The 18,132-nt window shown below is 39.3% G+C and carries 19 protein-coding genes; 10 read left to right on the top strand and 9 right to left on the bottom strand.

The annotated features are described in order from the left end of the window. Positions 1–477: 477 nt before the first annotated feature. Positions 478–822, bottom strand: coding sequence for a hypothetical protein (locus B2V92_RS15280; protein ID WP_293309636.1), 345 nt, complete (start codon positions 820–822; stop codon positions 478–480). Positions 823–928: 106 nt separating this feature from the next. Here B2V92_RS15280 and B2V92_RS15275 point away from each other — a divergent pair, with 106 nt between their 5' ends. The 3 genes from B2V92_RS15275 (at position 929) to B2V92_RS15265 (ending at position 3,701) form a co-directional block, all read left to right on the top strand. Beyond that, complete coding sequence (locus B2V92_RS15275; RefSeq protein ID WP_293309634.1) at positions 929–1,954, top strand: Gfo/Idh/MocA family oxidoreductase; 1,026 nt, start codon at positions 929–931, stop codon at positions 1,952–1,954. A gap of 75 nt (positions 1,955–2,029) precedes the next feature. Next, the gene (locus B2V92_RS15270; RefSeq protein WP_293309632.1) at positions 2,030–2,803 is read left to right on the top strand and encodes a zinc-dependent peptidase; all 774 of its coding nucleotides are present in this window, start codon (positions 2,030–2,032) and stop codon (positions 2,801–2,803) included. A 7-nt stretch (positions 2,804–2,810) separates the two neighbouring features. Continuing rightward, positions 2,811–3,701, top strand: a complete 891-nt coding sequence (locus B2V92_RS15265) for a DUF6263 family protein (protein WP_293309630.1) — start codon at positions 2,811–2,813, stop codon at positions 3,699–3,701. A 50-nt stretch (positions 3,702–3,751) separates the two neighbouring features. Here B2V92_RS15265 and B2V92_RS15260 read toward each other — a convergent pair whose 3' ends face one another. The 5 genes from B2V92_RS15260 to B2V92_RS15240 form a co-directional block, all read right to left on the bottom strand. Continuing rightward, positions 3,752–4,738, bottom strand: coding sequence for an alpha/beta fold hydrolase (locus B2V92_RS15260; RefSeq protein WP_293309628.1), 987 nt, complete (start codon positions 4,736–4,738; stop codon positions 3,752–3,754). A gap of 133 nt (positions 4,739–4,871) precedes the next feature. Further along, the gene (locus B2V92_RS15255; protein ID WP_293309626.1) at positions 4,872–5,723 is read right to left on the bottom strand and encodes a hypothetical protein; all 852 of its coding nucleotides are present in this window, start codon (positions 5,721–5,723) and stop codon (positions 4,872–4,874) included. Positions 5,724–5,727: 4 nt separating this feature from the next. After that, complete coding sequence (locus B2V92_RS15250; protein WP_293309624.1) at positions 5,728–6,102, bottom strand: GntR family transcriptional regulator; 375 nt, start codon at positions 6,100–6,102, stop codon at positions 5,728–5,730. Positions 6,103–6,119: 17 nt separating this feature from the next. After that, positions 6,120–6,923, bottom strand: a complete 804-nt coding sequence (locus B2V92_RS15245; RefSeq protein ID WP_293309622.1) for a hypothetical protein — start codon at positions 6,921–6,923, stop codon at positions 6,120–6,122. Positions 6,924–6,926: 3 nt separating this feature from the next. Beyond that, positions 6,927–7,754 (bottom strand): ATP-binding cassette domain-containing protein, encoded by an 828-nt coding sequence (locus tag B2V92_RS15240; protein ID WP_293309620.1) that lies wholly within the window; start codon positions 7,752–7,754, stop codon positions 6,927–6,929. A gap of 274 nt (positions 7,755–8,028) precedes the next feature. Here B2V92_RS15240 and B2V92_RS15235 point away from each other — a divergent pair, with 274 nt between their 5' ends. The 3 genes from B2V92_RS15235 (at position 8,029) to namA (ending at position 10,593) form a co-directional block, all read left to right on the top strand. Next, positions 8,029–8,424, top strand: a complete 396-nt coding sequence (locus B2V92_RS15235) for a DoxX family protein (protein WP_293309618.1) — start codon at positions 8,029–8,031, stop codon at positions 8,422–8,424. A gap of 3 nt (positions 8,425–8,427) precedes the next feature. Then, positions 8,428–9,417, top strand: coding sequence for an aldo/keto reductase (locus B2V92_RS15230; protein ID WP_293309616.1), 990 nt, complete (start codon positions 8,428–8,430; stop codon positions 9,415–9,417). Between the two features lie 96 nt (positions 9,418–9,513). After that, a complete protein-coding gene (namA, locus tag B2V92_RS15225; RefSeq protein ID WP_293309614.1) occupies positions 9,514–10,593 on the top strand; it encodes an NADPH dehydrogenase NamA in 1,080 nt (359 codons plus the stop codon). Between the two features lie 165 nt (positions 10,594–10,758). Here namA and B2V92_RS15220 read toward each other — a convergent pair whose 3' ends face one another. Continuing rightward, a complete protein-coding gene (locus B2V92_RS15220) occupies positions 10,759–13,071 on the bottom strand; it encodes a TonB-dependent receptor (RefSeq protein WP_293309612.1) in 2,313 nt (770 codons plus the stop codon). A 118-nt stretch (positions 13,072–13,189) separates the two neighbouring features. Beyond that, positions 13,190–13,522, bottom strand: a complete 333-nt coding sequence (locus B2V92_RS15215; RefSeq protein ID WP_293309610.1) for a hypothetical protein — start codon at positions 13,520–13,522, stop codon at positions 13,190–13,192. A gap of 113 nt (positions 13,523–13,635) precedes the next feature. On the opposite strand from B2V92_RS15215, the gene B2V92_RS15210 reads away from it, so the two are divergent. From B2V92_RS15210 to B2V92_RS15195, 4 genes are all read left to right on the top strand, one after another. After that, a complete protein-coding gene (locus tag B2V92_RS15210) occupies positions 13,636–14,214 on the top strand; it encodes a TlpA family protein disulfide reductase (protein WP_293309608.1) in 579 nt (192 codons plus the stop codon). Positions 14,215–14,326: 112 nt separating this feature from the next. Beyond that, positions 14,327–14,830 (top strand): GNAT family N-acetyltransferase, encoded by a 504-nt coding sequence (locus B2V92_RS15205; protein ID WP_293309606.1) that lies wholly within the window; start codon positions 14,327–14,329, stop codon positions 14,828–14,830. After that, positions 14,830–15,315, top strand: coding sequence for a MarR family winged helix-turn-helix transcriptional regulator (locus B2V92_RS15200; RefSeq protein ID WP_293309604.1), 486 nt, complete (start codon positions 14,830–14,832; stop codon positions 15,313–15,315). Before B2V92_RS15205 ends, B2V92_RS15200 begins: the two co-directional genes overlap by 1 nt. A 123-nt stretch (positions 15,316–15,438) precedes the next feature. Then, the gene (locus B2V92_RS15195) at positions 15,439–16,497 is read left to right on the top strand and encodes a nucleoid-associated protein (protein WP_293309602.1); all 1,059 of its coding nucleotides are present in this window, start codon (positions 15,439–15,441) and stop codon (positions 16,495–16,497) included. A gap of 79 nt (positions 16,498–16,576) precedes the next feature. On the opposite strand, the gene B2V92_RS15190 is transcribed toward B2V92_RS15195, so the two are convergent. After that, positions 16,577–17,923 carry a DUF58 domain-containing protein gene (locus tag B2V92_RS15190; protein ID WP_293309600.1) on the bottom strand — a complete coding sequence of 449 codons (1,347 nt, stop codon included), beginning with the start codon at positions 17,921–17,923 and terminating at the stop codon, positions 16,577–16,579. Between the last annotated feature and the right edge of the window lie 209 nt (positions 17,924–18,132).

The following is an 18,132-nucleotide window of genomic DNA, read 5'->3' as shown; positions in this document are numbered from 1 at the left end:
AATTTATTTCAGGGTCTATCTGGTCGTGATGTTAGATGTCCATTTGATAACAAATAATATCTGCCTTTTTGTTTTTTTGAAAAGCAGGGTTCTGTGTACATCGGTTAAGGTAGTCCTGCTATCCGCTTTACTGCGTGCCGCTGCTATCAGGTTTATTTAACTTGGGCTTTTGGTGCTTGGGAGGGGGTAAGGCCCTCGCAAAACTTACGAAGTTTCCCTTAGGTTAAGCGCGGGGCCAACTTCGTAAGTTAGCCAAGGCCCCCGGCACTTCGTAAGTTTTCAGCGCACCTGCAACCTCAAATAGTAGCATGAAACGAATAGTTTAAACGGGATTGAAGCGGCATCCCCGATTTTTCATCGGGATACAGCGTAAAGCCCGGCTAACATTAAGAAATGCTAATGGCCTTGCTTTCCAAAAAAGAAAAAATACAATTTATAAAAACCTGTCGGATGGAAACATCCGACAGCACTACGGGTTTAAGAATAAATATCTTCAAAATAGCTCACCACAAGCGATTTCATCAGCATTTCTTGCTCTAGCATGGTATAAGGAGGGATTGCTTTAACCAGTTTCCAATGCGGCCAGCCGTCCTGGTCTAAGCCTTCCAGTTCGTAAAACCCCATTTCGCTTAATAAACGGCAGGTGGCAATATGCATCAGTTCCTCTTTTTGGCGTTTGCTATATTTCTTCGGGCCTTTGCCCAGTTCCTGCACACCGATAAGAAAAAGCATTACCTTTAAATCAGGAAAATCCGATTCAAATTCTGTTGAAATCCTTTCCTGTAAAACTTTCCATTTGGCATTAATCTCCGACGGCTTCATATCCTGCAAAGATAGCGTAAAAACGTGTAAGCCTTAAGTAAAACGTTTAGGCTTTTTAACATTAAAGCTTGAATGATTAGGGTATTTTTGGTTACATTTATAACCTATGGATACGAATACCAATAACACAATTAATGCAGGTTTATTAGCTTACGGCATGTCGGGAAAGGTTTTTCACGCACCTTTTTTAAATGCACACGATGGTTTTAACTTAAAGGCCATTGTAGAGCGTAGCAGTAAAAATGCAGTAAACGATTACCCTGATATTATCAGTTATAACAGTGTTGATGAACTTTTGAATGATGATGAAATAGAATTGGTGGTTATTAATACGCCCAATAACCTACATTACGAACATTCGAAGGCAGCATTAACCAAACACAAACATATTTTAGTCGAAAAGCCATTTACAGCCACTACTACACAGGCAAAAGAACTTTTCGAATTGGCTGACAGCGTTGACAAGCAGATTTTCTTTTATCAGAACCGCCGTTGGGACAGTGATTTTACCTCCGTAAAAAAAGTACTCGATAGTGGTAAACTCGGTAAACTGAACGAAATGCATCTGCGTTACGATCGTTACCGCAATGTTATCGGGCCAAAGGCATTTAAAGAGAACCCGGTTGAGGCCAGCGGACTGCTTTACGATTTAGGTCCACACCTTTTAGATCAGGTAATCAGTTTATTTGGTAAACCTTTACATTTTCATAAAATTTTGGGTAAAAACAGGGTAGGTACCTTAGTAGATGATTATTTCACTATCCAGTTGAGTTATCCTGATAGCGTAAACGTTTTTGTAACCTCAAGTATGCTGGTGGTAAATCCGCAGGCGGCTTTCGTACTGCATGGGGTTGATGGCAGTTTTATTAAACAAAGGGCCGATATCCAGGAAGAACAATTGCTGGCCGGAATGAAACTAACTGATGACGGTTACGGCATCGAAGCCGAAGGTAAAGACGGGCTGTTAACCACCATTGATGCTGAAGGAAATAAGACGGAAGAAATCATCAAATCGGAAATAGGAAGCTACCTGCCACTTTTCGAAGCTGTTTATCAATCCATCACAAACAATAAACCATATCCGGTTACCCGCGAAAATGTGCTGGCCCAGCTAGAAATCATCGAAAGCTAATCTCTATCTGTGCCATCTTTTAAATCGGTGTAATCACTTATTCGTGTAATCCCTTAATCCGTGTAATCATTTCCCATGAACTCGTTGCCATTTGCCTACCTTATCCCGATTTTTTTGATAGCCCTCTATCTTATTCTTAAGAAAAAGAAGGTGGCTATTGAGCCTTTAACAGATGTTGACAGGAAGATACTTGACGATTATGTAGACTATTACCATAATCTTGATTCGACAGACAAGCTTAGGTTTGAACAAAAAGTGGCCGAATTTTTCAGTACGGTTAAAATAGAGGCCGTAGGTTTAGAAATGACCACTTTGGATGAATTATTAATTGCCTCCAGCGCAGTAATTCCGATTTTTGGTTTCGACGATTGGCAATACAAAAACTTAACCAGCGTTTTATTATATCCTGATACATTTAACAAAGATTTTCAGTTTGAAGGTGGAGAAAGAAACATTATGGGTATGGTGGGAACAGGTTATATGAACGGACAGATGATTTTATCGCGTTCGGCGCTGCGCCATGGATTTTCTAAAAGTGCCGGTAAAGAAAATACGGCCATACACGAATTTGTCCACCTGCTCGATAAATCGGATGGAGCAACTGACGGCATTCCGGAGAATTTAATGGCACACGAATATACTTTGCCATGGGTAAAAATGATGCACGAGGAAATTGCAAAGATTGAAGATAACAAATCGGATATTAACCCATATGCAACTACAAACGAAGCCGAGTTTTTTGCCGTGGTATCCGAATATTTTTTCGAAAAACCAGAATTGCTGAAAGATAAACATCCCGAATTGTATTTTCAGTTAAGCCGCATTTTTGCGCAACAACCTGCAGGTTAATTACCAGATGAAACTATTTACAACTATTATCTGTGGTTTGATTTCGATCAGTGCATTAGCACAGAAAACTTATGTATTGAGGCAGAATTACCCAACCGGCTATAAGTACGATTTCTCTATCAATTCCGATCAGATCATCAACCAGAAAATTGATGGCCAGGATGTACATTTAACTCAGAATATAGGAACGGATTACACTTTTGATATCACCGAAGGCCATAATGGCGAAAAGGATGTTAAAGTAACCTATAAAAAGATTTTCATGAAATCTGTTGCCATGGGTACAACCATGACCTATAATTCGGACGAGCAGGACAGTACAAAGAAAAACCCGTTCAGCGGATTAAAAGGTGCTACCTTTTTTATGACGGTAACACCAAACGGCGGGATTAAAACGGTTGCCGGAATCGACAAAATGCTCGATAATATGGCGGCAAAAATGAGCAATGATACCAGTGAGGTAAGGCAGATTAAAAATGCCCTGAGCAAACAGTTTAGCGCTGAAATAGTAAAAGAAACGATGGAATCGTCGTTTAAAATTTATCCTGATAAGGCCGTTAAAATCGGTGATAGCTGGACAGTTGATACAAAATTACAAATGAGCATGCCTATTGAAACCATTACCGAATATACTTTAAAGGAGGTAAAAGACGGTGTTGCCATACTCAGTGTAAAAGGTGCTTTGGTATCAAAAGGAAATTTCGAAACCATGGGCAACAAAATGGAATCCGATTTAAAGGGAACCAACTCAGGAGAAACCTCGGTGGATATTAAAACAGGTATTGTATTAAACAGTCACCTGCGGATAGAGCTGTATGGCAAAATGAAATCGATGGGAAAAGATATCGATTTCGAAATGCAGGGCATCAACAAAATTGTAAGTAAAGAAATAAATTAATAATACTTAGACCTTATAGGTTTTGCAAACCTATAAGGTCTGGTAATAAACTACAAACTCCCAGTTAACGCCACCAAAAACTCCGTCGGGATTTCGATATGCGGAATATGTCCGCAGGCATCAAATTCGATAATTTTTGCTCCGATAATTTTCGCTGCGGTTTGCTTCCCTAAAAACTTGTATTGACCATGTAAAGCTTGCTGATCGGGCGTAAGCAATCCCTTACCTACAATGGTTTTATCTTCTTTACCGATAAATAAAACAGTAGGGACTTTTAAATTCTGAAATTCGTACACCACAGGCTGTTCATATATCATGGTATAGGTTAGTGCCGCAACTTTTGCCCAGCGTGGATAATCGGCACTATTGGTTACCCCTCCGGCAATACTTACCAGATATTCGTATTCTGGTTTCCAATAGGTAAAATAAGAGCCCTGATAATATTTACGAACACTTTCTGCAGTGGTTTTAAGTTCAGTTTGGTATTGCTGTACGGTAGTGATGTATGGAATAAAAGTTTTATAATCCTCCAGTCCAATCGGGTTTTCGAGCAGTAGTTTTTCAGTTGTTTCCGGATACATTAAAGCAAAACGGGTAGCGAGCATGCCACCCATGCTATGGCCTAAAACCACCGTTTTTTGAACGCCGAGCGTATCCAGCAGTTTTTTGTTCCAGGCTGCCATTTGATGAAAGCTGTAGTGGATAAATGCTTTTGACGATTTGCCAAAACCGATCTGATCGGGTACAATAACACGGTAACCGATGCTGGTTAAGGCTTTGATTACATTGCCCCAGTAATAACCACCGAAATTTTTCCCGTGGAAAAGAATGGCTGTTTTGCCGTTGGCTGTTATGGTTGGCGCAACATCCATATAGGCCATTTTTATATCCTGACCTTCGGTATGAATAGGAAAATATTTAACAGGATAAGGGTATTTAACGTTATCTAACGTGATAGAAAGGGTGTCTATTTTTTGTGCTTGTACATGGCTAAGAACAAATAAGCTAAAGGCAAATAAAAGGAAGTATCTTTTCATTGATGGGTATGATGTAAACTAAAAAAACCAATTGGCCCAAGTTAAACTTTTGCCAATTGGTTAGCTTAAAAATCATGCCCTTTTTACATAAGTCAAATAAAGATGCTTGTAAAAAGATTTTAGCATAATTAAATTATTTCTTGAAAAGCTGCTTAAGCAGTGGTGTTGGGATCTGTAAAGTAGTAGCATCCGAAAAATCAGCTGTAAAGTTTTTTAGATTAACATTTTGCATTTTTACGCTCGATGTATCCGTTGTTTTAATGCTCAGGTTATCAAAAGGGAAAGGTTTCTGTTCGTTCTCGTCCATGTTCCCGATTTCAATTTCTGATTTATCTGCGATAATATATAGGTCTTTAAAGCCGTTGGTAAAACCACTAAATTTGGTTTTATTCAGGTTAAGATACAGTTTTCCTATCCTGGTTGGGTTGATAACGCTTGTGATTTTTCCTGTTGCATCGTTATTGGTAATGTCGCCGGTTAAAAATAGGTCTTCAGTATTATCCACGTTTAATGTTATGGAATCTGAATGGGCACTAAATTCTAAAATGTTCGAATTTGCAACCGAAACCTCGTTAATAGCCGGGCAGTAAATAACAATAACAATTTTTTCAATGCCATTGTCTTCCGTAAAATTTTTAATCGAAAGCTGGAGTACGCCATTCGCATCTACCTCATACTTTAAATCATTTTTAAATTTGTCCTGAATTTTAATGCCGTATTTGCTATCCTGTTTTACATAAAGCTGTACATTAAAATGTTTGGCATCTTTAAACCGGATGGCTTTAAATGGTGTTTGTAAAGGAATAGTTAACCTGTCTTTCGATTTCTGTTCAAAGGTTTCATTATTGATGGTTTGCGTCCCGAAATAGGTGTCATCAGGTCCTTTTTCTTTATAATTTACCTTTGCATTTATGGCCACAACTATAATCGGTATAGCGATTAATAGTACCGCGAGGCTGATTAATAATTTATTACTTGTTTTCATATTCTTAAGCGTTAAAATTTTCTTTTACAAATGTTTCGTATCTGCTTTCCAGTTCACCAAAGCCAATATTCAATAAATAAATATTCCTGAATACCACCGGAAGCTCATCTTCCATAAATAATACTTTTCTATAGCTTTTTACGTGGTCTATCGCATCATCAGTGATGAAAAAACCAATGCCCCTCTTATTATTGATGATATTTTTATTCTGTAGCAGTTCGTAAGTGCGCATTACCGTGTTGGGGTTTACCTCAAGTTCAACGGCCAATTCCCTAACTGAGGGTACTTTTTCTTCGGCTTTCCATTTTCCGAGCAGAATATGTTCACAAACATATTCCGCAATCTGAAGGTATATTGCCTTATTATCTCTAAATTCCATGTCAATACCGTTTAAATTTAAACTTCTTTTTCTTTAAGGCGGATGTAGGTAATCGCCCAGGTGATGATGGTGATAATGCTTGTTACCAGTAAAAGCGCCAGCAGGATCCAATCTTTATCGTCTTTCCTATAGCTGTGATGATAGGGAACCTTACCTTCCATTATCCACATCGAAAACTTAACCACCAGATAAGATGCCAGTCCGATAAAAACCATTAACGATAATGCTGTTTTAATGTAATGGAAACGGTTAAAATAAATCGAGCCTAAAAGGAATAAACTGGTAATAAGAAAGGGGAATGCAAAAAAGTAGCTACAATATTTTCTGTAGCCCTCATCGTTAAATACCTCTTGGGTAATAGACTCTACTGTCTTAAGTCCGGCACGGTTAAAAGCACTAAGATGGCCGTTCAGGTATTTTACAAAGGCGAGGTCTGTTAGATAGAAGATCAATAAATAGCTAAACAGGCTTATAATAGTAGTATAAACAACGCCTGCCATAAATTTTTCGAATATCGAAGCAGGTGTCATCAGCTCCAGAATAGCTCTCGATTTCTGTCCAAGGATATTGAAATAACTACTGGCTACAATGCTGATAAAAACAAAACCCAAAATAAGGAAAAGCGGGTATCGGAAACGCATATCGAGGTTGCCGTCGTAGTCTAAATAATTATCTTTTAATGGTGAAGGGATATTGTAACCATAAAAGCCCACCACTATTCCTAACAGCACCACAAGGCTGATCAGGTAAATTTTTCCAAAATCTAACCATTGTCTTTTAAGCAATAAGCCAAACCGGTTAATATTAAATGTATTGTTCATCGCTTAACTGAATAAAGGTTTAAATTTGATTTTTTCTGCAAGTATGGCATTAAAAAGAAGTTCCATATCTAGTTTGCTTTCCTCCTGGTGATAGTTTGGCATTACCGCGTTATAGCCCGAAAGCGAAGGTTCAGCATAAATAATGCTGTCGTCGATTTCCTTTACTTTTTTGAAGGTTAATTTTGAAGTGATTTCCTCTACTGTGGCTTTAAGGGCAATATCGTTTTCATCAAGCATAATCACCGTGTCGATCAGGTTATCCAGATCACGAACCTGGTGGGTAGAAATGATAATGCAGCGCTCATCCGTCATAGCAGAAGCCATAATTTTCCTGAACTGTGCTTTAGATGGAATATCCAATCCATTTGTCGGCTCATCCATAATTACCAGTTTAGCCTGTGTGGCCAACCCGAATGCAATAATTACTTTTTTCTTCTGCCCGTAACTCATATTGATGAGTTTCTGACCAACCGGAATATCAAATTCTTTGATCAGATCGGTAAAATAATTGTGGTCGAAGTTTTTATAAAACGGCGCATTTGCTTTGATATAAGCGTCGATTTTAACCGCTGGCAGATAAAATTCCTCGGGTATAAAGCAGATCTGCTCCAAAAGTGCTGGCTGTCTTTTCGCGGGGTCGTAACCCATTACATCCAGTGTACCGCTTTGTGCATATACCAAACCGGCAAGATTTTTTAATAAGGTTGATTTTCCGGCACCGTTCTTTCCGAGCAGGCCATAAATATGGCCATTGCTTAAGCGCATGCTCATATTTTTGAATAATGGCCTGTGTTTACTGTAGCCAAAATTAAGATTGTTAATGTTGATCATATCTACTGTATTAGTTAAATAATACACTAAAGTATATGGTTGTTTTGTTATCTCCAAATTTTTGAAGAAAAAGTTTTGCGGAGAGCGTTTATTGGTTGGCGTTTCATGCGGTACGCCCAACCCTAAACACCAAACGATTGGCGGCACCCGCCCTGTGCTCTCCGCTCCGTGCCCTCTGCTATCCGCCACAGGAAGGTAAAATCTCCGTTTAATAATTGTTGCATTAAAACTTCCTTAATATGGAGATTGTATGTTTGTAGTACATCGATAATATATGGATACAAAATGGGCTTATTTACTTAGCCGCTTAGCAGTAGGCTTAAGTTTTTTCGGACACGGTTTAGTGCGTTTACCAAAACTTGCAGGTTTTAGCAACTGGATGGCATCACAATTTTCGAAATCTTTTTTGCCCGATGCGCTAATAATACCTTTTAGTTATATGCTACCCTTTGCCGAATTTTTAGCGGGTTTAATGATTATTTTAGGGCTGTTTACCAGGCAGGGATTATTGTTTGCCGGATTGATTTCGTTGGCATTGATTTTTGGAACCACCATCATCGAAAACTGGGATGCACTGCCTTCTCAACTCATCCATGTGGCATTTTTATCGGTACTACTTGCTTACTTACCGCATAACCGTTATGCGGTTGATAAACTCATTAAAAAATAATTTATGGAATACAGAAAAATTGGTAATTCAGATTTAGAACTTTCGGTAATCACTTTTGGTGCTTGGGCAGCAGGCGGCTGGATGTGGGGAAGTACAGATAGAAACGATGCGATAAACGCGATTAAAGCAGGTTACGATTTAGGGGTTACTTCAATTGATACAGCACCAATTTACGGGCAGGGCGATAGTGAAGAAATTGTGGGTGATGCAATAAAAGGCATTTCACGCGATAAATTGCAGCTGGTAACCAAATTTGGAATGCGTTGGGACCTGGCCAAAGGCGACTTCGGCTTTAAAAGTAAAAACAATGACGGTGCAGCGATCGATATTTATAAATATGCAGGTAAAGAAAGCGTGATTTACGAATGCGAACAATCATTAAAACGTTTGGGCACTGATTATATCGATTTATATCAGATCCATTGGCCGGATGTAACTACACCCATCAGCGAAACTTTTGAAGCTGTAGGCAGGTTAATTGAACAGGGAAAAGTGCGTTATGCCGGCGTGTGCAATTACGATGTAGCACAATTAAAAGAAGCAGACCAAACTTTGGAAATTGTTTCTAACCAGATTCCTTTTAGCATGGTTAACCGTGGGGTAGAAGAGGAGATTGTTCCTTATTGTATCGAAAAAAATAAATCTGTTTTGGCTTATAGTCCGATGGAGCGCGGTCTGTTAACCGGGAAACTGAAACCTGGCCATCAATTTGAAGAGGGCGATCACCGCCAGGGAAATAAATTTTTCACGCCTGAAAGTATCGAAAAAACAAATGCATTTTTGGCAAAAATAGAACCATTGGCCAATGAGAAAAATGCTACTTTATCCCAGTTGGTTTTGCGTTGGACCGTTGAACGCCCTGGGATTACCATTGCTTTGGCCGGTGCAAGAAATGAAAAGCAGGCTGTTCAAAACGCCGAAGCCATTAATGTAAAATTAAGTGCCGATGAAATTCAGTTTATTAATACCGAATTAAAGAACGCAGGTTTTTAATATTCAACCGCAAAGAAAAGAAGGAATGCGCAAAGATTTATGTCTTAAATTCTTTGCGAAAAAGCTTTGCGCCCTTTGCGGTTAAACAAAATAGATATGTCGAAATTATTTTCTCCTTTTACGATAAAGGATGTAACACTAAAAAATAGGATAGTTATTTCTCCCATGTGCCAGTATTCGGCCGTTGATGGTTTTGCCACCGATTGGCATTTGGTACATTTAGGAAGCCGTGCCGTTGGCGGTGCAGGTTTGATTATCCAGGAAGCTTCTGCCGTTACCGCTGAAGGAAGAATTACTTATGCCGATCTGGGCATCTGGAAAGATGAACATGTGGAAAAATTGAAACAGATTGTTTCTTTTATCCATGAAAATGGTGCAATTGCTGGAATACAGTTGGCGCACGCAGGCCGAAAAGCCAGTTGCGAAGTGCCCTGGAACGGTGGTGAGCAGATTGCCGATGGCGAAAACAGCTGGAAACCCGTTGCACCTTCGCCGGTTCCTTTTAAGCCGGGGCAGGTTGAACCGCACGAATTAACCATTTCGGAAATACAGGATATTGTTTTTGCTTTTAGGGCAGCAGCAAAACGCGCTGTGGATGCAGGCTATAAAGTGGTAGAGATACACGCAGCCCATGGCTATCTGTTGCACGAATTTTTTAGTCCGCTGAGCAATAAACGCAATGATGTTTACGGAGGAAGTTTCGAAAACCGGATCCGTTTTGTGATTGATGTGGTTGAAGCTGTGCAATCGGTTTGGCCAGAAAACCTGCCCTTATTTGTGCGCATTTCGGCTACAGACTGGACAGAAGGTGGCTGGAATGAAAATGACTCCCTACAACTGGCTGCGGTATTAAAAGATCGAGGTGTGGATTTGATTGATACCTCATCGGGCGGTAATGTGTCTGATGCTTTTATCCCTGCAGGACCAAATTACCAGGTACCTTTTGCGGATAAAATCAGGAACGAAATTGGCATTTACACAGGTGCAGTAGGTGTAATTGTAGACGCACATCAGGCCGAAGAAATTTTGGAACAGGAAAAAGCTGATCTGATCTTCATTGCCCGCGAATCGCTGCGTGATGCCTATTTTCCTACGCATGCTGCACAGGTATTGGGACATGATACAGAATGGCCCAATCAATATGTTAGGGCCAAAAGGGAGACTTTTAAGAAGTAATTTGGTAATCAAGTCGTCACCCTGAATTCATTTCAGGGTCTTTCATGCAAGATAGATCTCTCCATTTCGCTGCGCTTCAGTCGAGATGACGATTCATAATTAATCAAAAAAGCGGAGCGATCTCATCGATCTGCTCCGCCTTTTCATGTTATGATATTAATGATCTTACTTCGCTACTGTAAAAGGAATATACAATCCAAAAGTGATGTTTCTGCCAGGGTTGTAAACACCTAAATTAAGATTCTCCTGATCAAATCGACCTGGTTTAAACCTGCTTAATGCATCATAATATTTCTGATTTAATAAGTTATTCGCCGATACAGAAAGCTTAACAGGTTGTTTGCCCAAATTGAATGTAGCACCAATGCCTGCATTTAATAAAGTATAACCACTGGTTGGCGTTTCGAAAACATCATCAACACGGGTTTGTTTAAATGCCGAGTTAATACCAACAGAAAGGTAAGCATCGTTTGTGCCTTTAAGCTTAGGCTCGAAACGTAATTCGTTTCTTAAAGTTCCTGCTGGGATAAATGAAAGAGGTCTGTTTAGCGTATTGTTCTGTGCGTGTACATATCCAAAAGTATTTTCGAAATGGATAAAAGGAACCGGGTGGATAGTTAAACTGGCTTCGGCACCATAAAGGTTCGCATTTACCTGTCCGTAACGGTAAACATCGAAAAGTGTTCCATCAACCTCTCTTTGTTCACCATTGGTTGATGCGTAAATGTAATTGTGGATATAGTTGTTATACACGCTCGCACTGGCACTTACAATTTTTCCTTCGTATTCTAAAGCCGCATCTACCTGATAACTGCGCTCAGGATTTAAGGCTGAATTACCAACTTCGTATCTAAATGTGCCTTCGTGTACACCATTCGAGCCTAGCTCTGCTGGGTTTGGTGCGCGGAAAGCTGAACCTGCGTTAGCTTTAAAGTTCAGCTCATCATTAAATTGATGCGTAAAGCCCAATGCTCCACTTACATTAGAAAATTTGTTTTTAAAAGGCGCAAATTTTTCTTCACCATCATCAAATAGTTGTTTTCCGTTGTTTTTCCTGAAATCGTAACGGGCACCAATGCTAAAAGTGCTGTTTTCCCAGTTTTTCTTTGCATAAGCAAAAGCGCCTAAGCCAAAGGTATCGTATGCGGGGATTAAAAACTCTGTTCCTTTATTCTGGCTATGGCCGTCATCTACGCTTAAACCAAAAACAGGCTGCCATCCATTCGTTTCATGGATATAATATTTCAGATCCGCATTGTATGTTTTAAGGTCGAAAAACAAGGCTGGAGTTGGTTCGTCTAACTCGCGGCGTTGATTTTGCTGATAACCCAAATCAACCTTTAAATTACCATTACCGATAATGAAATTGTTGTTTAACGCAATTTTAAAGTGTCTGATGTCCTGACGTGGAAATTCCAGAGTGCGGTTTTTGTAATCGTCGTTGGTAAATGCGCTGCCATCATCTTTTACAAAATTTCCGTTTGCATCTAAATTTGGTTCATAAAAACCAATGTTGTTATGAAAGTTAGAAACGTTTAGGTGTGTATAACCCCAGCTTTTGTTTAAGCCTACCATACCACTTAAATCGGTTTCGTTAAAGCCCGAGTTAGGGAAATAACCGGTTGGAGTTTTAAAAGAATAAGCATTTTTATAGGTGCCACGGGCCCTCCAAACAAATCCGTTTTCGTTTCCGGTTAACATTAATGAGTTAGCGGTAAGTCCGTTGTTGGTTGAGTAATTGCTGATAAATTCACCTTTAACCTGTCCCTCGGGTGCGGTGCTTGGCTCTAACAGGTTAATCACACCACCAAGAGCGTCGGATCCGTACATTAATGATGCTGCGCCACGTAAAACCTCAATGCGGTCTGATTTAAACTGATCGATTTCGATACCGTGTTCGTCACCCCATTGTTGTCCCTGTTGTTTTATACCATCATCTAGCGTTACAATTCTGTTATAACCCAAACCCCTGATTACGGGTTTAGATATCGATGGCCCGGTAGTAATCTGCGACACACCCGGAATTTTGGTCAGTGCATCTATTAAATTGGTAGAAGGCTGCAAAAGCTGATCCTTGCCCACCACTGCCGATGAGGCACTGTTTCTTTTGCTGGTACTGCTGATCAGGCTTCCGGTAATTACAATTTCCTTCGTTTCTATCGCAGTAGGCTGCAGTGCAAACTCCAATCCGGCAACATCGGCCAGATTTACCACCTTGGTGGAGGTTTTATAACCTACATAATGTACTTCTACCAAATAACTTCCTTTTGAGGGTAGGTTGTTTAATGTAAACTCTCCATCATTATTGGTCATGGCCGAAACCTTTAAATCTGGGATAAAAATCGTTGCACCCGGCAACGTTTGTTTAGTGCTGCCATCAATAACCTTACCTTTTATATTTTTTAAAGCGGCAGCGAAAACGGTACTGCTTAATAACGTATATAGAATTACCAAGCCAATAAGCTGTAATTTTTTCATGTGTTGTGTAATAAATAAAAATGAACGGAAAGCTAAAACAATGGCCCAGATTAAAGCCTGCTTTAGTTTCCCATATAAATAAAAATCGGATTTGGCGCTTTGCGCCTAAAAGAAAAAATTATGCCAAAGGGGGACCGCGTAAGCAGGTGCGCTTTATTTCGGTAAAAGCATTCTTTAACGTAGGTTCGGTACGGTTAAAAATTTTAGCGGATAAAAAGATCCTGTAAATGTGATGCGTTTGCACATAGTTTTTTTCAAAACTCGCATTACAGATCAAACAGGTATCGCCGTGGGCCTGTACATGGCTTACATGTTTGCAGTGGGCCTCTTTCGGCACTACAGGAACGGAATTGTGGTGGTGGAGCACGCTCCATGGTGTTAAGGCAATAGCGAACACCATCAGCATAAATGCCGATAAATATTTATTAATGTTCTGTCTATGCTTTTTCAACAGGCCAAAAGTAGTAATTCCTAAGCAATTATATATATTTGAAAAGTAACATTGCTTTTATATGGTTATGACCGGAGATTTTATCGATGGTTTAACTTCCGGACAAATCATCAATGAAGTTTATCAGAAAAAATATATTTAATGCCTTATTCGTTATCATTCTCCTGGTAATTGTTTTTGTGCCCGATGCAAAAGCTTTTTTTCTCAAAGGCCTAATGGAGATTGGTTTTTATGCTCCAAAAGTTGAAACGCCAAAAGAAAACATTGCAGGTTTGGATGGAATCAGGTTTAAAGATGTAAAAGGCAGTCTGGTTGATCTGGGCGATTTAAAAGGCAAAGTTATTTTTCTGAACTTTTGGGCAACCTGGTGCCCGCCCTGCATAGCCGAAATGCCTTCTATCAATAAATTATATACACAGTTTAAAGATGATCAGGATATTGTATTCATTTTCGCCGATGCTGATGGTGATTTTGCAAAATCGACTAAATTTATGGCTGACCGTAAATATGCGATGCCTGTTTATAAAGTGGAAAGCGATATCCCTGAAAAGCTATTTGCCGGTGCTTTGCCCACAACCGTTATTTTCGACAAACAGGGCCGTTTATCTTTCAGGCACGAAGGCGTAGCCAATTATGCCGACCAAAAGATTATTGATTTCCTTAAAAAATTAAAAGGCAATAAATCGCTGTAAACTACTCAAAATCATTTTTAATAGCTTAATAATCAGATTCTGATGCAGAAATGATATTTGTATTTGCAATATGTGTAGTTAACTACATATATTTGTCGGATAATAATTAGCGATGCAAAACAACTTTAAAATTGAAAGGTTAGATAATCAATTCTGTGACGCGGTTATCGGGTTGATCCTGCCCATCCAACAGATAGAATTTAATGTAGATATCGACCTGGCTGCACAGCCTGATCTGTTGGATATCGAAAAGCACTACGATGCTACCGGTGGTGCATTTTGGGGCGCCAAACTGAACGGCGAGCTTATTGGCACCATTGCTTTGATTGCGCAGCCCGAACATCATGCGGGAGCAATCAGAAAGATGTTTGTAAAAAAAGAATTCCGCGGGAAAGAATTGGGTGTAGCCCAGGTTTTACTGGAAACACTTTTGAACTATTGCAGGGATAATAACCTGAATGAGGTATATTTGGGTACCAAGGATATATTGCAGGCAGCCTGCCGTTTTTACGAGCGAAATGGTTTTAAGCAGGTAGTAATGGAAAATCTGCCGGTTTATTTTCCGCGTATGGCTGTAGATAATGTATTTTACGGTCTGGGTTTAAAATCTGATTAATGGAACAAAATGTAATTGATGCTTCTGGTTTATTGGCCATTTCTACGCGTTTGCAAAGGCTGAGCGACCAGATCCGTAAAGATGGTTTGTTGATTTATAAAGCATTTGGGATCGATTTTCAGCCTAAATGGTTCCCTGTACTGTATACTTTATATAAAAAATCGACCATGAGCGTGGTTTCTCTTTCCGATGAAATCGGTTATGCCCATCCCTCAACCATCAGTTTGTTAAAAGAACTGGAGAAAGAGAAGCTCATCCGGTCTAAAAAAGACAAGATAGATACGCGCAAGCGTTTGGTAGAGCTTACCGAAAAAGGTAAAACACTTTTATCAACCATGGAGCCGGTTTGGGAAGTGATTATCAAAGCCACTGCAGAAATTACAAATACCGAAAATAACCTGATGAAAGCCATAAATGAGGTGGAGGCTACGCTACAGGAGAAAAGCTTTTTGCAAAGGGCTAAGGTTTATATGAAAAATGAATGATTGAATGAATGATGGGGTGAATGAATGATTGAGTGATTGAATTGATTTTGAATGATTGAATGGGTGGGAGGGGTGAATTAATTTTGAACGTGGTTAATCAATCATTTTACTATTTTTGCCCTTATGATTTCATTTTTCGAGGCTTCGCTTAAGCAACTTTCTATCCACCACACCGGTAATAAACTGGTTGAAGAGTACTACAAACTATCTGATGCCCCTTTAAAAATCGAGGATGAGCTGTTAGGAAATCTGTTGATGCAGTATTTCTTAAAGCCTTTCGAAAAGGTAAATGAAGTATACCGTTTTTTCCATCCGAATGATAACCTCCAACTGAACGAAGTATTCCACTTTGCCCACGAAATCTTTGAAAATAACACACTTTTTCATGAAGATTCGCAGCAACTGGCCAAATATTTATATGATGTGGCCAATCACCCTAAAATTAAATCGGGAGAGTTATACGTTGCGTATTTCGAAAAAGTGCAGATAGAAGGTGAGCAATTGGATGTGCTTGGGATTTTTAAATCTGAAACAAAGGATACCTATTTAAAGGTTTATCCCGAACTGGATGGCTTTAACATGAGCTACGAACAGGAGGCTATCAGCATTAACAAACTAGATAAAGGCTGTTTAATTTTTAATGTTGAGAAGGAAGAAGGTTATAAAGTAGTGGTGCTTGATCAGTCGAAAAGCAGCAACGATTCTGCTGTTTACTGGAAAGATGAATTTTTAAAACTGAAGATCAGGAACGATAGCTATAATCAAACCAATAATGTTTTAGGGGTTTATAAAAACTTCGTCACGCAGAAACTGGATGATGATTATGAAATCAGCAAAGCTGATAAAATTGATCTCTTAAACCGCTCAATGAAATATTTCAAAGAAAAAGAAACCTTTGATATTGAAGAATTTGGTAACGAGGTAATCGGTAATGCCGAAGGGATCGAGTCGTTTAAAAACTATAAGAAAAATTACGAAGAGGAGTTCGAAAGTCCGATTGCGGATCACTTCGAGATTGCCGAATCTGCTGTTAAAAAACAGGCCCGTGCTTATAAAAGCGTGCTAAAACTGGATAAAAACTTCCACATTTACATCCACGGTAATAAAGATATGATTGAGAAAGGTTACGATGATGATAAATCGATGAACTTTTACAAGGTGTATTTTAGGGAAGAGGAATAGATTAGTTCTGAGTCGATAGTCCTAAGTCGTGAGCCTCTGAGCGATCCTTGACTTTAGACTAAAGACTGTGGACTTTAGACTAAATCCGCTGTTGTGCCTTCAATGCCAGATACTGGTTAATCACATTGATGGTTAATTTTTGTGGGGGCGTGAGGATGGCCAGAATACCATGTTTGTTCAACTCCTTAACCATGAGTTTTTTCTCATAGATAAATTTCTCGGCAATGGTTTTATGGTAAATGCCTTCAACATCTTTGGCCGGATCGGTGCTTAAACCTTTCAGTTCAGTGTTTTCGAAAAATACAACTACCAACAAATGGTATTTAGCGATTCTTTTTAAATAGGGTAACTGGCGCTGCAGTGCCGATAAACTTTCGAAATTAGTGAAGAAAACCAGAAGTCCGCGTTGTTTTACCACGGTACGTACGGTTGAATATAACACCTCGAGATTACTCTCCAAATACCTGGTTTTTTCTTTGTAGAGCACATTCATAATGCTGCCCAGCTGCGAAGCTTTACGATCGGCCGGTACTATTGCTCCGATATTTTCGGAAAGGGTAATTAAGCCAGCTTTATCTTCTTTGAGCATGGCCACTTTCGAAAGTGCTACACTTGCATTGATGGCATAATCGAGCAGACTTAAACCTTCAAAAGGCATACGCATTACACGCGATTTATCGATAATGCAATAAATGTTCTGCGATTTTTCATCCGTATAGGTATTTACCATCAGACCGCCTTTTCTGGCAGTGGCTTTCCAGTTAATGGTACGGATATCATCACCGCCTACATAGTTTTTAATCTGGTCGAATTCACTGCTTTGTCCAACTTTTCTGATTTTTTTGATGCCAAATTCGGTTAAATAACGCGAAACAGCCATTAATTCGTACTGACCAAGATTAATAAAGGAAGGATAAACGGGTAAAATTTTTGAACCATCGAAATTGTAACGTCTGTTGATGAGGCCCAGCGGAGAACCGATATAAGTCCTGATAAATCCAAAATCGTATTCGCCACGTTTGGTTGGCCGTAAATTATAGTGGATAGATTTTATCTCTGTCGGTTTTAAGTGTAATTTAAAATCTTTATCCCTCACCTGGAACTGAAAAGGTATTTCGTCGATTACCCTAGCGTTTATACCAAAACCATAACGGTTTGTGATTTCAACCTGTATCGGATTTTCATCGCCATTGCTCAATCGTTTAGCCGTAAAGCGCCTGGCCTCGATGCCTTTGTTATTCCGGTAAAGGATGAAAATATCGATACACAATAAAAGCAATAGCGTTCCAACTGCAATTTCAGGAATATCGCCCAGCCAGGCAAAAAAGAACTTCAACAAAAAAAGTACAACGCAAAAGCCCAGGGCCGCAAATAAGCGGTTGGTTAGGAACAGATTGCTATAATATTGCTGAAAGAATTTTTTCACTATTAGTTTATTGTTTAATTGCTGGGATTGTTTTATTGTTGGTTAATCGGTTAATTGTTTACCCTTCGACTGTGTAGCGATTGTTAAATTGTTTGATTGCTTTATTGTTGTAAAGGGTTAATCGTATAAATTGGTTAATAGGTTAACTGTGAATTGCAAACTGATAACTGTATTCTGTAATTGCCACATTGTTGAATTGCTACATTGTT

It is taken from the genome of Pedobacter sp. UBA5917 (genome assembly GCF_002432345.1).
Taxonomy (GTDB): domain Bacteria; phylum Bacteroidota; class Bacteroidia; order Sphingobacteriales; family Sphingobacteriaceae; genus Pedobacter.
Note: the sequence above shows the minus strand (reverse complement) of the source record. Positions and strands in the feature narration are given on the sequence as shown.

Excerpts from the sequence above, each read along its gene's own strand:
- B2V92_RS15275 (WP_293309634.1), top strand. The coding sequence starts at position 929 with ATGGATACGAATACCAATAACACAATTAATGCAGGTTTATTAGCTTAC.
- B2V92_RS15205 (WP_293309606.1), top strand. The coding sequence starts at position 14,327 with ATGCAAAACAACTTTAAAATTGAAAGGTTAGATAATCAATTCTGTGAC.
- B2V92_RS15250 (WP_293309624.1), bottom strand. The coding sequence starts at position 6,102 with ATGGAATTTAGAGATAATAAGGCAATATACCTTCAGATTGCGGAATAT.
- B2V92_RS15280 (WP_293309636.1), bottom strand. The coding sequence starts at position 822 with ATGAAGCCGTCGGAGATTAATGCCAAATGGAAAGTTTTACAGGAAAGG.
- namA (WP_293309614.1), top strand. The coding sequence starts at position 9,514 with ATGTCGAAATTATTTTCTCCTTTTACGATAAAGGATGTAACACTAAAA.
- B2V92_RS15200 (WP_293309604.1), top strand. The coding sequence starts at position 14,830 with ATGGAACAAAATGTAATTGATGCTTCTGGTTTATTGGCCATTTCTACG.
- B2V92_RS15245 (WP_293309622.1), bottom strand. The coding sequence starts at position 6,923 with ATGAACAATACATTTAATATTAACCGGTTTGGCTTATTGCTTAAAAGA.
- B2V92_RS15260 (WP_293309628.1), bottom strand. The coding sequence starts at position 4,738 with ATGAAAAGATACTTCCTTTTATTTGCCTTTAGCTTATTTGTTCTTAGC.
- B2V92_RS15265 (WP_293309630.1), top strand. The coding sequence starts at position 2,811 with ATGAAACTATTTACAACTATTATCTGTGGTTTGATTTCGATCAGTGCA.
- B2V92_RS15235 (WP_293309618.1), top strand. The coding sequence starts at position 8,029 with ATGGATACAAAATGGGCTTATTTACTTAGCCGCTTAGCAGTAGGCTTA.
- B2V92_RS15230 (WP_293309616.1), top strand. The coding sequence starts at position 8,428 with ATGGAATACAGAAAAATTGGTAATTCAGATTTAGAACTTTCGGTAATC.
- B2V92_RS15255 (WP_293309626.1), bottom strand. The coding sequence starts at position 5,723 with ATGAAAACAAGTAATAAATTATTAATCAGCCTCGCGGTACTATTAATC.
- B2V92_RS15240 (WP_293309620.1), bottom strand. The coding sequence starts at position 7,754 with ATGATCAACATTAACAATCTTAATTTTGGCTACAGTAAACACAGGCCA.
- B2V92_RS15270 (WP_293309632.1), top strand. The coding sequence starts at position 2,030 with ATGAACTCGTTGCCATTTGCCTACCTTATCCCGATTTTTTTGATAGCC.
- B2V92_RS15220 (WP_293309612.1), bottom strand. The coding sequence starts at position 13,071 with ATGAAAAAATTACAGCTTATTGGCTTGGTAATTCTATATACGTTATTA.
- B2V92_RS15210 (WP_293309608.1), top strand. The coding sequence starts at position 13,636 with ATGAAGTTTATCAGAAAAAATATATTTAATGCCTTATTCGTTATCATT.
- B2V92_RS15195 (WP_293309602.1), top strand. The coding sequence starts at position 15,439 with ATGATTTCATTTTTCGAGGCTTCGCTTAAGCAACTTTCTATCCACCAC.